Origin of the sequence: Dokdonella sp., assembly GCF_051958935.1 — a bacterium.
In the GTDB taxonomy this organism is placed as follows: Bacteria; Pseudomonadota; Gammaproteobacteria; order Xanthomonadales; family Rhodanobacteraceae; genus Dokdonella_A.
In genome coordinates this window covers 1-15,819 of record NZ_JBQCFP010000032.1, presented here as the reverse complement: position 1 = coordinate 15,819, position 15,819 = coordinate 1, and the positions used below count along the sequence as shown (strand labels likewise).

The window sequence follows — 15,819 nt, the reverse complement described above, 5'->3', positions numbered from 1 at the left end:
GCTCGCGCTGCGTTCGGCTTGCGTCCTCGTCGGCGCGACGGTGATGCTGATGCAGATGGCGCCGGCATTGGGGTTGCTCGTCGTCGCATTCCTGCCGCCGGCGTGGGCGCTGACGCGTCGCGCCGGCAAGGACCTGCGGCGGCGCGCCGCCGCCATCCGCGATCTGCATGCCAACGCCAACGACGTCGCGCAGCAGCATTTCGCCAACGCGCGTCTCGTGCATGCGACCAACCAGCAGCGAAGGTCGGTTCACCTCTTCGCGAAGCGTTCGGATGCGTTGCTCGATGCCGAGCTCGCGAACGCACGCGCAAGCGCCGCGTACTCCGCAGCGTCCTCGTTTCTGACCTGCCTGTCTTCGATCTCGCTACTGCTCGGGGGTGTCCGCCTCGTCGCGCAGGGCTCACTCTCGGTGGGAGAGCTAGCCGCGTTCGTCGCCTATGCCAACATGATCACCGAATCGGCGGGATCGTTGAGCGGCATCTGGTCCGAATGGATGAGGGCGATCGGTGCGACCGACCGGGTGTTCGCACTCATGAGTGGCGGCGATGCCGAGGATGGGCCGATGTCCGCGGTTTCCCTGGCCGGCCGCATCGACTTCGAGGATGTCGCATTCGCATATCCGCAGCGGCCTGGATGTCTTGCGCTCGACGGCTTCACGTTGTCGATCCGCAGTGGCGAGAAGGTCGCGCTGGTCGGCCCGTCCGGGGCGGGAAAGTCGACCGTCGCCGCGCTCCTGCTCGGGTTCTACGAACCTTGCCGGGGAAGCGTGCGTTTGGACGAGGTCGACGTTGCGACGCTCGGACGAGCCGCGGTCCGGGAGAACGTGGCCCTGGTCGAGCAGGAACCGCAACTGTTCGCGGAAACGATCCGTGAAAACATCGCCTTCGCGGTCGCCGATCGCGACGTACCGTTCGCCGACGTCGTCGAAGCGGCGAAACTCGCCGGCCTGCATGCGTTCATCGAATCGCTTCCGCGGGGTTACGACACGATCATCGGCGATCGCGGCGTCCAGCTTTCCGGAGGACAACGCCAGCGTATCGCCATCGCGCGCGCGGCGTTGCGCCAACCGCGGATCCTCGTACTCGACGAGGCCACCAGCGCACTGGATGCCGAAAGCGAGACGCACGTGCAGGCCGCACTCGACCGGCTCATGCACGGGCGCACCGCGATCGTCATCGCCCACCGCTACTCCACCGTGGTCCACGCCGACCGTGTCGTCGTGCTCGAGCACGGTCGCATCGTGCAGCAGGGGACGCACGACGAACTAATGGCCGCGCACGGGCTGCCGTATCGACGGCTCGTCGGCCACCAGCTGCGCGGTGGGGCACTCGCGCTCGATGCGTGCATGCGGGGCTGACAGGCCGACGTCGGGCGTTGCAGCCGTCGTCGGTTCGCGGCGTCTCGTGGGCTCACGCGTCGCCCTGGCGCGGGTGCGCCGAATACGACGTTGATCAGAGCATGCAGGCGAAGCACGCCCTGTCCCTTTCGACGAGAACACGATGAATCGGAACGAACCCCTACGAGGACGTGCTTCCAAACGTCAGAAGCGCGAATCGCGCGAGCGCGTGGCCTTGCCTCGCGCGGCGATGCCCCGACGAGCCATCACCCTTTCCCTCTGCCTGCTCGCCGCAGCGGCCGGTCAGGCGTCGGCCGTGGAGTTCACCGGCGTCGGCGGGCCCATTCCCGACGGCCCCCCGAGTGGCGGGGATCGCGTCTGCGATGCATCCACCCAAGGCCCTCCGCTCGTCGTCGAGTTCGTCGTGAGCGGCATGACGACGATGCTGCACCACGTCGGCCTGCGCATCACCTTCGCACCGGCGCATACGTTCGTGGGCGATCTCCACGCGCGGCTCTTCGCGCCGGCCGACGCTGCCGTCGCATCGATCTTCGGCGACACGGGCCTCGGCCTCCTCGGCGACGACGGCAGCGATGCGGCGGGCCAGTACCAGTTCGCCGACGACGGGCCGCTCGACTGGTGGGGTGCTGCGGCGACGGTGAGCGACAGTGAAGCCGTCGCCGCCGGTTTCTACCGCGCCACGATGGACGGCTCGGCGACGGCATCGTCGCTCGACGCGACCTTCGGTGCGCTTCAACCCGCCCAAGTGAACGGGGTGTGGCGGCTCGAGATCACCGACGATTGCGAGTTCGACACGGGAGCAGTGGCGTTCGCGGCCCTCGTGCTCAACGCGAGCTTGCCCGTCGACCTGCAGTCCTTCGAAGTCGATTGACGTATCGGGAGAACGTTCATGAAGCATCTTGCGCGCTTCGCGCGCTGCCTGGCGGCGTGTGCATCGATGGCGTTCGCGGCGCCGATCGCAGCGAACGCGACGACGACCCTGGTCGGGTTCGACTGCGATGGTCCCGAGTACCGCCGCTTCGATTTCAGGATCGGCGATTGGGACGTGTTCGAAGCGGACGCTCGCGGCGAACCCGCGCAGGCGCGCGCGACGGTCGAACGCGTCGCCGGCGGCTGCGCGATCCGCGAGCGCTACGAGCAGGCCGATGGCCTCGTCGGAGAGAGCCTCCTCAGCTACGACGCCGCGCACGCGCGCTGGCAGCAGACGTGGGTCACCAATCGCGGGTCCCTCATGCGGATCGCGGGGACGTCGATGGAAGGCGCGATGGTGCTCGAAGGAGAGACGCACCTCAAGGACGGCACGTCGGTCCGGCAGCGCATCACCTGGCGGAAGGAGGGCAGCGACGTGCGCGAATCCGCGCTCGTGTCGAAGGACGACGGGAGAACCTGGACCTCCGCATTCGACATGGTGTTTCGCCGGCGAGCCGCCGGCCGTTGACGTCGTCGCGCGCACGCACCGAGCCCGCCACCGCGCGGCCACGAGCGGCACGCCGTGAACGTGCTGGGTCCGAAGGCGCTTGCGATGGCGCTGTCGTCGACCGGACGACGTTGACCACCCCGAGCGTGCCGCGATGGCGCGCGTTTTCTCCCTTCCACGAGCCTCAAGCAAAGGAGTGCACGATGTCATCGGACAAGAAAGCGAACCTGCGCGGTGCGCGTCGCATCGGCCTTCACCTTTTCGTCGCTGCTGCCGCGTCCTGTTGCGGCGCCGTGCCGGTCGCGGCCGAAACGATCCTGGTCGGTCGCGCCGAAGCGTGCACCGTGCACACGATCCAGGCCGCGATCGATCGCGCGATCGGCAACGGTGGCGACGAACGTATCCTCGTGACGAATGACGTCGACGGCGATGGGTATCGCGAGAGCCTGAGCCTGGTCGGTCAGCACGAAGGAACCCGGCTGGAAATCGTCGGCGGCCTGTCCGATTGCGTCACGCAGGAATCGACGAGCGTGCGTACCACGGTACATGCCGGCGTGCCGGGGCAGGGGGCGCTGGTCATGCTCGGATGGGTCGACATCCGGGTGAGCGGCCTGCATCTGGAAGGCGGCAGCAAGGGTATCGCGTGGCAGGGCTACGGTGACGTCGAACTCGCCGATGTCGCACTCGGCGTGAACAACGGCGCCGGCATCGCGGCGATCGGCAATGGTGGTGAAGCGCGGGTACTGTTCTCCGGCAACGTGGATGTTTCCGACAACCTCGGCGACGGCATCTTCCTGTGGGATGCGATGCTCGCGATTCGCGGCGACGGCAATGCGGTGGCGCGCAACCTCGGCAGCGGGATCATCGTCGACGGCGCATCGAGCGTACAGATCGGCGCACGTGGCAAGGTGATCAGCGCCAACCGTGGGTATGGCGTCGTCATCAATCATTCCGGCGAAAACGAAGCGCCGCCGACGCTGTTGTATTCGATCGACGCGGCCGATCCGCTGCGCATCTCCGTCAACCAGCTGGGAGCGATCTTCCAGACGGCGATCGGCTCATCCCACCGGGTGTGCATGCGCGGGGTCGCGATGGACGGTCACGGCGGGCCGGTGCTTCGCGTCCATAGCTCGCTGGCGACCCTGGATGTCAATGGGGACCAGTGCCTTTTCCCTCCCGAAGCAGACATCGCCTGCGCCGCGCCGCGAGAGCTCGGGCAGTGCAATACGATCGTCGCCAACGCGGCGGCGGGACAGCCCCTGGTCGTCGCGCGCGAGGGCGCGCGCATCAACCTGCAGCGCGTGCTCATCGCCGGAAATTCCGCTGCGAGCCTGCTCTCTTCGCTGCAAGGTTCGAACGAGGTCGCATCCACCATCGCACTCAGGAATGCCGTGGTCGAGGGGAACATCGCCGAGCCGCGCCTCATCGAGGCGGTCAATGACAGTTCGGTCGAGGTCACCGACACGACGATCCGCGCCAACCAGGGCAATTTTGCCACCTTCGCGGCGGGCGGCGCATATTCGCTCGCAGTGACCGACTCCATCGTCGACCAGCCGCAGCCGCTGATGTCGTCCTCCAGCGATCCGTCAGCATTGCGGATGACACGCGTGCTCGCGCGCAACCGCGAAGGCATGCCGGATGGCGACCAAGACATCCTGATCGGCACGCCGATCTACCTCGATGCGGACGGCCATCTCGCACCCGGGTCCCCGGGTGTCGATTACGCCCCCCCTGCTGGCGGCGTCGACTTCGACGGCCATACCCGCGACGTCGACCTGCCCGAGGTATCGAACGCACACGGTGCGCGCGACATCGGCGCATTCGAGACGCAGGAGCTGCCGCTGTTCGCGGACGGCTTCGAGGCGACCTGACGCAATCGCGCGTCGCTGCGGCGCCGGAACCGACGTTCATTCCGGCGAGTGGTTCCACGACCGTGCGACAGCATTTTCCTCACATCGACTCAGTGATTTCCATGAAGAGCGCTTTTACGATTTCGGTGTCCGGGAGGAACCTCCGTTCCGCCTGTCTGCGCACGCTGCGCCTGCTGGTGCTCACCCTGTGGTCGTTCGGTCAGACGGCCAATGCAGGGGCCCTCGTCGTCGGACGCGGGCCGGAATGCAGCAAAAACACGATTCAAAAAGCCATCGACCGCGCCAAGGAACTGTGTGACCTCGGCTTCTGCGGCGTCAACCAAATCCTCGTGACCGACGATACCCCCGACGGCGTGTACCACGAGAATCTGGTGATGCCGGACATGGCGGCCTATCCGAACCTGTCGATCGAGCTCGTCGGTGGCTATGACAATTGCCGCGATCTCGGTCAGACGACGTTCGGCAAGGCCAGTCTCTACGGTGGCGACGCCAACCGCGCGTCGGTGAAGATGACCGGTGTCGCCAATGTCACGTTGCGAAACTTCTGGATCGAGGGCGGCCGGAACGGCATCGAGTGGACCGGGCGAGGCGAGGTCAAGCTCGCTGGTGTCACCATCAACAACAACGGCGACTACGGTGCGCGAATTTCCAGTAGCGGCGGCAGCCCCTATCTCAGCCTGCTCGGCGGCGTGGAAGTGGTCGGTCACGGTGCCCAAGGCATCTTCGCGACGGGCAAGTCCGTCGTGGCCGTGCGCGGAGACGGCAATTCGATCCGCAACAACATCCAGGGGGGCATGCGCCTCGAGAACGGCGCAGTGGCTGATATTGGCGCGACCGGTCGGGTCATTTCCGGCAATGGCGGTTATGGCTTGGCGATCGACGCAACGGGTCTCTCGACCGCGCGCACGACGTTGCTGTATTCCATCGATCCGGCCGACCCGCTGCGGATTTCCGGGAATCAATCCGGCGCCATCTGGATGCTGTCGCGCGATGCGTCCTACTCGCTGTGCGGCGCGAACATCGGCATCGACGGCAATACCGGTAGCGCGTTCCGCGTCGTTGGCGCGCACGCTCACATGGAGGTGAACGGTGAAAGCTGCGCGTTACCGCAAGAGTCGCAGATCTCCTGCCCTATGCCGACGGGACCGGGCATGTGCAATGCCATCGCGGGTAATACCGCGGACAACGCGCCGCTGCTCGCAGCGGTAGATGGCGCCACACTGCTGATGCGCCGCATGCTGTTGACGAACAACCAGGCAGCGACCCTGATGTCCGCCAACCGCGGTGCCATCGGCAACAGCCGCGCCTCGGTCACCCTGACCGACTCGCTCGTCAGCGGGAATACCCTCAACGACAACCTGTTCGAAGCGCGCGTCGACGGTATCGTCGACATCTGGGATACGACGGTCAGGTCGAACGATGGCCCGTTCCAGTTCAGCTTCATCGGCAACGCACCGGGCCTGATGCAGATGACCAACAGCATCCTCGATCAGGATCAGGCACTGGTTTCGCTGACGGCCAGCAGCGGTGCGACGACGCACTTCACGCATGTGCTCGCACGCAACGACAACGGCGCTCCGCAAGGAGGCGACATCCTGCTCGGCCGACCGACCTATCGCGACGGCGGCATCGGCCAACTGACGCCAACGTCGCTTGGTGTCGACTATGCCCCGGCCGGTGGCGGCATGGATTTCGAGGGTCATCCGCGAGATGTCGACACGATCGGCGTGCCCAACCAGCAAGGTCCGCGTGATCTCGGCGCGTTCGAGTCGCAGGCAACGGAGATCGAGCGCATCTTCGCCAGTGGCTTCGAGCGTCGCTGACGGTGTCGTCAATCAGGGGAATCCGAATGCACCGAACCTCGTTTCGTCCGCGCTGCGCGGCTGCGGCATTGGCGTTGTCGTTTTGCGCATGCGCCTTCGCGCCCGCGTCGGCCGCAATCATCACCGTCGGCGAAACCGGTGCGAACTGCGATGCCCGGACGCTCGAAGACGCGATGACGCAGGCGGGCCAGCGCGACGTGCGCGACCAGATCCGCGTCACGCGCGACGTCGCCGGTGGCGCGTGGCGTGCGAATCTCAGCGTGCAGGATCGCCACTTCGATCTCGTCGGCGGCTTCGAGACCTGCGACGCCGCCGAACCCACGGGCCGCACGGCGATCGTCGGACGCGATGGCGTACCGGCGCCGGTACTGTCGCTACACGCCGGGGAGGGCGAGGTCAGCCTGGCCCACGTCGACATCTCCGGCGGCATCGCCGGCGACAAGAACGACGGCGCCGGTGTCGAGTACACCGGCAGCGGCCTGCTCACGCTCGAGGACGTGTCGCTCTTCGGCAACGGCAGCCCCTTTACCTCGTCACGCGCAGCCCTGGCGATCACTGCTGCGAGTGGCGCAGTGACCCTGCGCTTCAAGGACCGCGTGTCCGTGTCGGACAACTTCGTCGACGGCATTCGCCTGTTCGGCGACGTCCATTTCGAGTCGCTCGGACGCGACGTCGAGGTGTCGCGCAACCAGGGCTTCGGCCTGCTCGTGAACAGCCCGGCAAGTTTCGATCTCGGCGGCAACGGCAAGATGTTCGCCGGCAACACGACCTGGGGGATCGTGGTGGTGTCGGGCATCACGGCCGAAGACTCGTTGCGCAGGTCCCGCCTGTTTTCGACCGACGCGAATGATCCGCTGCGCATCCACGCCAACGGGCTCGGCGCGATCCTTATGCTCGGCAACAGTGCGCGGCGCAACAACCATGTGCTCCTGACGAAGAACGTCTCCGTGACCGGCCATGTCGGCGCGAACGTCAGCGGTCGCGGCATCGTCGACGTCGACGGCGCCAGCGTCCAGCTGGCAATGGACACCACCACCGATTTCCCGAACGAGGCGGATATCGCGTGCGACGCCTTCGCGTGCCGCCTCTTCGGTGACAACCATCGCGACGACGGCGGCGCACTCGTCTTCGTCCACAATGAAGGGTATGTCGGTATTGACCGGGCTGCCCTTACCGGAAACACCGCAGGCAGCGTGGCGCTCGCGAACGTGGGTGCCCCGACGAACAGATCGACACTGTCATTGTCGAACTCGCTGATCGTCGGCAATACGCTCGGCATCCAGGTCATCGGTGCCTATAACGGCGCGGACGTCCATGCGCTCGGACTGACGATCGCCGACAACCTCGGTGCGTTCCAGCAAATCCTGGTCGCGAATGCGGCATTCATGCTCGACGTCTGGGACAGCATCGTGGACCAGGACCAGCCATTGCTCGCCGTCGACGACGCCGCTGCGACGACGCATCTCGTGCGCGTGCTCGCGCGCAATTCGATCGGCGCATCCGATCGCGACGATGTAATCGAGGGGCGGCCGATCTACGTCGCCGGCGGATACCGGCAGGCGCCCGACTCGCCCGGCGTCGACCGCGCTCCGCCCATCGGCGGCCGCGACGCTGCTGACGGCGCGCGCGACGTGGACACCCGAGAGATTCCCGATGGCGAGGGGCCGCGTGATCTGGGTGCGTACGAATTGCAGATCGATTCGCTCGACGAGGTGTTCGAGGACGGATTCGAAGAACTGGCGAGGGTGGCGGGTGGCGCGCGTGAGGTGAGGAAATGACTCGCTCAGCCACGCGCCTGGGCGGCGTAGTCGGGCCTTCGCGGATCTTCATTGCCGCGTCCCTTGTGGTCGCCGTCTGCGTGAGCGCGGCGGACGCGAACGCCGCGCTCCACACCGTTGGCGGCGCCGGCTGTGATTTTGCCTCGATACAGGAGGCGCTCGATGCGGCAGCGGCGACGATCGCGGACGACGAGATCCGCATCGCGCGCAACGTGGAGGGCGGCTATTACCGCGACGTCGCGCTCGTGGCCAACCGTTCGGAGGTGGTGCAAGGCAGCCCAGGCGCACTGCGGCTCGTCGGCGGCTTCGACGATTGCGCCGACGCGACGCCGAGCGGCAGGACGGAACTGGTGGGCGGCACGCGGCCCGATGCCTCCGTGCTTCGCATCGCTGGGGGCAACGTCGAGATCGAAGGCCTGCGATTCAGCGGTGGGGGTCGCGACGTCTTCGGTGCAGGCATCAAGTATGGTGGTGGCGGACGACTCGTTCTTCGCGACGTGCTGATCGATGGCAACGAAGCGGTACAGGGAGGCGGACTTGCGGTGTTCGGTCACGGCGGTCGCGTGGACGTCCTGATCGAGCATTCGGAGATCAGCCGTAATCGGGCCGAGTTCGGCGGCGCGATCGTGATCACACCGGTCGACGCGGACGTACGCGTGGAGACGGGAGACGACGTTCGCATCGTCGGAAACCATGCCAGCAAAGGTGGCGGCGCCATCGCGTTGCATCGTGGTGCGGTGCTGGAGATGGGCGGCAGTGGCTTGCACGTCGATGCAAACACGACCGCCGGTGACGGCGGTGCGATCCTGGGTGTCGCGCCCGTGACGATGCGCCTCGGCGCGAGTCCGCGCGACGACGCGCCGGGCACGTTCACGCGCAATTCCGCCAGGAACGGCGGCGTCATCGCGCTGACCGACGGCTGGGACGGATTCGGCATCTCCCAAGGCCGGGCGAGCGTTTCCATGGTCAGCGACGATCCGGCGCGACCGCTGGTCATGGCCTTCAACCAGGCGCGCGGCCGCGGTGGCGCGGTGTGGGTGTTTCGTCCGCCTTGGGGCCTTGAGATCGACGACTAATCCGAAGTGTGCGCGTGGAACATCGGTATCGACGGCAATAGTGCGACCGGAGGTGGTGCCGCGGTCGATGTCCTCGGTTCGTTGGCGAGCTATCGTCACACGCGCGCTTGCGCGAGCGACGTGCCTGCCTGCAACGGTGAGGCCTGCAATCGTACGGTGCGCAACGTCGCGGCAACCGCGGTGGACGGTGCGGCCGGTTCGGTCTACGAGGCGTCCAGCGGTGCGCTTCTCCATCTCGAGGACATGCGGATCATGGACAATGCCGCGGATGCGATCTTTCACGCGTCCGGCTCGAGCGCGGGCATCGCATCGAAGGTCGACGTGCGCCAGGCGCTCGTCGCGCGCAATGCGGGCGACGCCATCCTCGGCCCATGCGAAGGAGGTTGCGAATTCACGATGCGCTCCGCCACCGTCGTCGACAACCGGTTGCTCGGCTCCGTGTTCGAGAACGGGACAGCCGCGTTCGCCCTCGCCGATTCGATCGTCGGCCAGCCCGGCGATCCGTTGTTCGCCGATGAGTCCGATCCGGGCGCGATTTCGAACGTGCTCTACGATGCGGTTTACTCCGGCAGCGCGCCGACGCTGTGGCCCGGCCGCGCATCGTTCGCGGACGGCCCCGCCGGCGACTACCGGCAGACGGCCGATTCCTTGGGCATCGACCGGCTGCCGGCTGCGGGCGGTACGGATATCCGCGGGCGTCCGCGCGACGTTGACCTCCCCGACCAGGACGGCGGGGGAGGCATCCGCGATCTCGGTGCCTTCGAAACCCAGCCGGACGAGATCGTTGAACCTGGCGATATGCTGTTCGTCGATGGCTTCGAGCGCGGTTCGTAGTTCACCGTGGCACACGAGCGCGTCCGGTCATATCACCGTCGGGCACGCATGGCTTCGACCTGGTATCCGCGTTCTACGACGCGATCCTCGCGCCACCCGGCATGCGGCTGCGCGCGATGATTCCGGACGGCCCGCCTTCTTCATGCATGGATCATGCAGGATTCGCCTTTGCCACGCGTCCACGTCTGCGTTTCGTGGAACTGTGGGTCGCTCGTGTCGGCAACGGAAGCACGGTTGCATTCGTGGCGCCGTCGCATGGAGCGGTGCATGCCGCGCATGCCGCCGGCCTGCGCGCGGGGGGCACCACAAGGCCTGCCAGGACCGCGTCCTCGATACGGCAAAGACACGACGGCGCCTACTTGCTACCGACGGCACAAGGTCCCGTCGTCCATCGCCGTGGCATGCAGAAGGGCGATGCAGTGACCGTTCGCGGGCGTGCTCGCCATCGGGTCGGTTGCGCCCTTCGCATGCTGGCTGCGAGTTGACGAGCGCCTCCACGCGAGGCCTCTCGTGCCGGGCTGGCGCGCTGAAATGACGCCGTCGCTGCATACCGTGAAACGACGTTTTCTGCCGGTGCAGGAACACCGATCGCGGAGACGGCATGAACGAACAGGTATCGATCAGGTGCGCGGACGGCGCGCGCATCGCGGGCTGGTGGCATCGCGCACGCGCCACGCCACGTGCCACCGTGGTGGTCGCTCCGGGCGCGGCCGCGGAGGCGCGCTTCTACATGCCGTTCTGCGAGCATCTGGCGGAGACGGGTCATGACGCCCTGGTATTCGACTTCCGCAGCGTCGGCGAATCGGACATCGACCGCCGGCGTCGCCGCGAATGCGGATTCTCGACCTGGATCGAACAGGACTATCCCGCCGTGCTCGATCACGCGCACGCGAACGCGCGGCACGGCCCGATGATCGTGATCGGGCACAGCGCCGGCGGCTGGATGGCCGGCGTGCAACCGGCGGCCGACCGCATCGACGCGCTGATCGGCGTCGCCGCGCTGTCGGGCCACTGGCGGCACATGGCGCGCCCGCATCGATATGCGCACTGGCTCGCGTGGCATGCGCTCGTGCCGGCGTCGTGCCGCATGTTCGGCGTGTGGCCGGGCATGATCGGTTTCCGCCGCAACATGGGGCCGCGGTTCGGGCTGGAATTCTCGCGCTGGGCGCGGCGGCGCGACTTCGTGTTCTCCGAGCCCGCGTTCGACGCGAATGCGTGGCGATTCCGTGGCCACCTGCACCTGTTCCAGATTGCCGACGATCCCTGGGGCACGAAAGCGGCGGTGGCGGATTTCGGTGGCCGGTTCCCGAATGCGTCGGGGTGCGTGGTCGAGACGATCCACAAGGATGCCGACGGCGGCGAGCCGATCGGGCATTTCGGCGTGTTCCGAAAATCGAAGGCACGGACGCTGTGGCCGCGGTTGGTGGGGGCCATCGACACGGCCCGGGACGCCGCACGCCGCCACTGAGTGCGGTGCACGACCGCCACGGCGTCGCAGCGTCGCTGCCGCCGCGGATTCGTCGTTGATATGGGCGACCTCGGAGATCTGCCCATGCTTCCCTGCATTTTGCGTCGCGCCCTCGGTCGTTCGTTCTGGTTCGTGCTTGCGGCGCTGTGCAGCGCACCCGCCCCGGCAATGATCATCACGGTCGGCCAGTCGGGGATTCCCGGCAACTGCACCAGGCCGACCCTCGATGAAGCCATGCAGAAGGCGCGGGAAAATCCCGGCCCCGACGAAATCTGGGTTACCAACGACGTGCAGCCGGGCACGTACGACGGCCAACATCTGACTATCGACAGCCTCGATGTCGACATCATCGGCGGTTTCGACAACTGCTGGTCGCCATCCCCGACGGGTCGCACCCGTATCACGGGGGACGGCGCATCGCCGGTACTGAAGATACGCGGCAGCGGCGTCGTAAATCTCAAGCAGCTGGAAATAATGGACGGCGGCTCAGGCAGCGTGCCGAGCGGTGCGCGCCACGGCGCGGGCGTCGACTACAGCGGGCGCGGCAGCCTGCTGCTGGAGGACGTGATCCTCCGGCACAACGTCAACGGCCAGTATCTCGACGGCGCCGGCGGACTTTCCTTCGAGGGCACGGGCGGCATCGCCCATCTCCAGTTCCTGGACGACGTCAGCATCGATACCAACTTCGGCAACGGCGCCATCGTGTTCGGCAGTGCCGTGTTGACGATGGACGGTACCCGCAACACGTTCAAGCAGAACCGGGGGGCGGGCCTGCGCATCGAATCGCCGGCCGTCGCAGACATAGGCGCGGCCGGCGACGTGTTCGAGTTCAACGAAACCTATGGCGTGGAGTTCATTCACCACGCCGATACATCCGGCCCCATGGAGTCGCACTTGTACGCCGCGAGCCAGCAGGGCGGACCGGGTTTCCGCGGCAACAGGCGCGGCGCGATCCAAATCGACGCGCCGGCGCATTCCGCGGGGGTTTACACCGTGTGCGTGAAAGGCGCGAATTTTCGCGAGCATGTGCTGACCGATGCCCATCCCATCGGCGGCGCACCCGATGCCGCTTACGGCAGCCTCGTGCGCGCGACCGGACCGCTGGCACGCCTGCAGATGGAGACGCATTGCGTGTATCCGCCCGCAGCGGGTACGCGCATCGAATCCAACGCCATGCACGACAACGTCATGGCCGAGGGCAAGCCCCTGATCGCGGTCGGCGACGGCGCCATCGCCATCATCGACCGCGCCGTCATCAGCGACAACACGGCGAATGCGATCTTCTCCGCCAACCTCGGGCGGCCTGCGAGCAGCGCAGGCCTGCACGTCTACAACGCACTCGTCTTCCGCAACATCCTGCGCGACGATGTCTTCGAAGCGCTGCACGGGGCCTTCATGTCCGCGGTCAATCTCACCGCCGTGGCGAATGACGGCACCTTCGGCCAGACATTGCTCGCGATCGACGCCGCGGCACTCGGCGTCCTCGACAGCATCATCGACCAGCCGCAACCCCTGTTGCAGGTCGAAGGCTCCCGCTTCGGTGTCAACGTTCAGCGCGTGTTGGCGCGCAATCGCAGCGGCACCAGCGCCGGCGATGTCGTCATCGAAGGTCGTGCGGCGTTCGACGCCGGATACGGCCTGCTGCCCACGTCGCTCGGCGTGGATGTGGCGCCAGCCGCCGCGGGTGATGCCGTGGACCTCTACGGAAGACCGCGCAGCGTCGATACGGCGGGTATTCCCAATGTCTTCGGCTCGCGCGATCTCGGCGCGGTCGAGCTGCAACTCGCCGATTACGACACCATTCTCGCGGATGGCTTCGATCCCGCTGCCGGGCCGCGCACTCGTGAAGCGGGCGAGGTCCGATAGCGCATTCCGACGCGGCTGGCGCTGGTCACTGCGATTGGACGTTCCAATGGATGCATTGCAGCGACGGCGCTCCTGCGCCGTGCCACGTCGTCGTTCATCCATTGCAGCCGGGGGCTCCGTGAAACTGCCACGCTCAATCCTCTTCGTTCTCCTGACCGTATGCGCCTGTGCCCAGGCGCTGGCGGCTTCCTTGCAGATTCCCGCTGCACACCCGCGCTTGTGGTTCGGCAACGCCCACCGCCTGCAGCAGGCGCGAACGTATTTCGCCGCACATCCGTTCCAACCGGGCGGTGATCCTTACATGCGCGCCGTGCATGGCGTCGTTGCGGGCGACGCGGCGAACTGCGCCGCTGCGGCGGCCCACCTGATCGGCCGGCAGATCACCTCGCGCGATGAATTCCGCGGGGAAGGCGAGAGCCTGATCTCGATCTTCGACTGGTGCTTCGAGAGCCTGTCGCCGCAGCAACGCACGGACATGGTCGAGCGCTGGAACGGTTACATGGATCGCGAGATCGCGTTGAGCGAGGAGCGCGAGCTCGGCAACGAGGGCGACGAGGCGAACAACTACTGGTGGGGCGGCACCAGCAACTACCTCAGCTGGGGCATCGCCAGCTACGGCGTCAACCCGCGTGCGCAGGAGTTCATCGATCTCGCGCTCGATACACGCCTGGGCGACTGGTTCCCGCGCTGGTACGGCCATTTCGGCAGGGGCGGCGTGATCGTCGAAGGCAGCGCATACGGCATCGTGAGCCTGTCCTACGGTCTCGTGCCGTTCGTCACCGCGGGAGACTTCGGCTTCGATCCGTATGCGCACGCGCCCTTCTTCCGCGAAGCCATCTACGCGTTGATCTACGGCACGACACCGGCGCCGACCTGGACCACGAGCGGAATGTCCGGCCAATTCAGCTTGTGGCCGTTCGGCGACGACGAGTTGTTCCACACCGGTGAAGTGCTCGGCGCGCGTACCTATCTCGGCAACTTCGCGCGCTACTTCGGCACGAGGAATTCCACGGCCAACGCGATGCACGCGGCGGCATGGTTGCAACGCGTGCAGACGCCGTCGGACTGGATCTTCCGCACACTCGGCGACGCCGGTGCGGTCGGCGACATCGCCGGTCTTCCGCTCGACTATTACGCGCCGGGCGCGCAGGTGCTCGACGCACGTACGTCGCACGGCGCGGACGCCACGCAGCTGCATCTCCAGCTCGGCACGCCCGGAGGCTCGGCGCATCGCCATCTCGACGGCGGAAGTTTCCAGCTGTGGCGCAAGGGGCGCTGGCTCACGCGCGAAAGCACCGGATATTCGGACCGGCTCGTCGCGTACGGGCAGCCGAGCGGCAGCACGGTCACGATCGACAGTTCCGAGGCGCCGGCTCACAATACGCTGCTCGTGCAAGGGCGGACGACAGCGACGTGGGTCGGCGCGCACACGCCACGGCCGATCCCGCCGGGCGGCAGCCCGAATGCGGACGATCCGCTCGACCTGCCGCAAGTGCGCAGGCTGCAGCATGCCGCCGATTTCGCCTACGTCGCGACCGACTATTCGGGGGCCTACCGGCATCACGTCGATACCCGCGTCGACTGGCCGTATGCGGACAAGGTCTGGCGCGAATTCCTCTTCGTGCGCCCGCTGCAGGCCATGGTCGTTCTGGATCGCGTGCGTACGTCGTCCGACTCGTTGCGGCCGTTCTATGCCGGCGGCGGCTGGTTCTGGACCGGACCGCATATCGCCGCGCAAGATGTCGTGCGCAGCTTCATCTACCATTTCGAAACACCGCCGAGCGTCGATGCCAATCGCGTGACCGCGCGTGTCGGCGAGCAGACGAGCGAACTGACGACCCTTCTGCCACGCAACCCGTCGTACCGCATCGTCAACGAGGATCGTCCGGGCGACGAGCAGGTCGGCCAGTACCGCCTCGAACTCGACGACGCCGGCAGCGCGGAGAGCTACTTCCTCCATGTCGCGACCGGTTACGACGACGGCGAGGCGCGCCGCGCCATGCAGCTCGTCGAGCAGGGGAACCAGTTCACGCTGTCCATCACGCATCCGGTGCGTGGCTCCGCGACGATCGTGTTCGAAAAAGGCATGACGTCGCACGGCGGAAGCATTGCGCTCGGCAACGGCGCAGCGTCACTGCTGAACGAGTATGTACAGGGCATCCGCGTCGATGACGACGGTCCTCATTGGGACGGCGATGGCGGCGACTCGATATTCGCGAGCGGATTCGACCTGCAGTAAGGCAGACGGCGGTGCGTCGGCGCGACGGCAATCGACGAGAGGTCTCCTCCACGTCGCCTCCAGCCACGCCATGAGCGGCGGATGAATGCG

General features: G+C 66.7%; 10 protein-coding genes. All 10 read left to right on the top strand.

The features are described from left to right. Nucleotides 1-1,357, top strand: a 1,357-nt coding sequence (locus ACTHK2_RS03515) for an ABC transporter ATP-binding protein (protein ID WP_440244311.1), incomplete at its 5' end; no start/stop codon positions are given. A 229-nt stretch (nucleotides 1,358-1,586) separates the two neighbouring features. Continuing rightward, nucleotides 1,587-2,228 carry a hypothetical protein gene (locus ACTHK2_RS03510; protein ID WP_440244310.1) on the top strand — a complete coding sequence of 214 codons (642 nt, stop codon included), beginning with the start codon at nucleotides 1,587-1,589 and terminating at the stop codon, nucleotides 2,226-2,228. Between the two features lie 335 nt (nucleotides 2,229-2,563). After that, the gene (locus ACTHK2_RS03505; RefSeq protein ID WP_440244309.1) at nucleotides 2,564-4,645 is read left to right on the top strand and encodes a right-handed parallel beta-helix repeat-containing protein; all 2,082 of its coding nucleotides are present in this window, start codon (nucleotides 2,564-2,566) and stop codon (nucleotides 4,643-4,645) included. Nucleotides 4,646-4,746: 101 nt separating this feature from the next. Then, nucleotides 4,747-6,468 (top strand): right-handed parallel beta-helix repeat-containing protein, encoded by a 1,722-nt coding sequence (locus ACTHK2_RS03500; protein ID WP_440244308.1) that lies wholly within the window; start codon nucleotides 4,747-4,749, stop codon nucleotides 6,466-6,468. A 173-nt stretch (nucleotides 6,469-6,641) separates the two neighbouring features. Next, entirely contained in the window at nucleotides 6,642-8,246 is a 1,605-nt protein-coding gene (locus ACTHK2_RS03495) for a hypothetical protein (protein ID WP_440244307.1), read from the top strand. After that, nucleotides 8,243-9,322 (top strand): hypothetical protein, encoded by a 1,080-nt coding sequence (locus ACTHK2_RS03490; RefSeq protein WP_440244306.1) that lies wholly within the window; start codon nucleotides 8,243-8,245, stop codon nucleotides 9,320-9,322. Before ACTHK2_RS03495 ends, ACTHK2_RS03490 begins: the two co-directional genes overlap by 4 nt. Nucleotides 9,323-9,643: 321 nt before the next feature. After that, on the top strand, nucleotides 9,644-10,156 hold the full coding sequence (locus ACTHK2_RS03485) for a hypothetical protein (RefSeq protein WP_440244305.1): 513 nt from the start codon (nucleotides 9,644-9,646) through the stop codon (nucleotides 10,154-10,156). Nucleotides 10,157-10,757: 601 nt separating this feature from the next. Further along, on the top strand, nucleotides 10,758-11,624 hold the full coding sequence (locus ACTHK2_RS03480; RefSeq protein WP_440244304.1) for an alpha/beta hydrolase family protein: 867 nt from the start codon (nucleotides 10,758-10,760) through the stop codon (nucleotides 11,622-11,624). A gap of 84 nt (nucleotides 11,625-11,708) precedes the next feature. Next, nucleotides 11,709-13,490, top strand: a complete 1,782-nt coding sequence (locus ACTHK2_RS03475) for a hypothetical protein (RefSeq protein WP_440244303.1) — start codon at nucleotides 11,709-11,711, stop codon at nucleotides 13,488-13,490. Nucleotides 13,491-13,791: 301 nt separating this feature from the next. Further along, complete coding sequence (locus ACTHK2_RS03470) at nucleotides 13,792-15,729, top strand: hypothetical protein (RefSeq protein ID WP_440244302.1); 1,938 nt, start codon at nucleotides 13,792-13,794, stop codon at nucleotides 15,727-15,729. Nucleotides 15,730-15,819 lie beyond the last annotated feature (90 nt).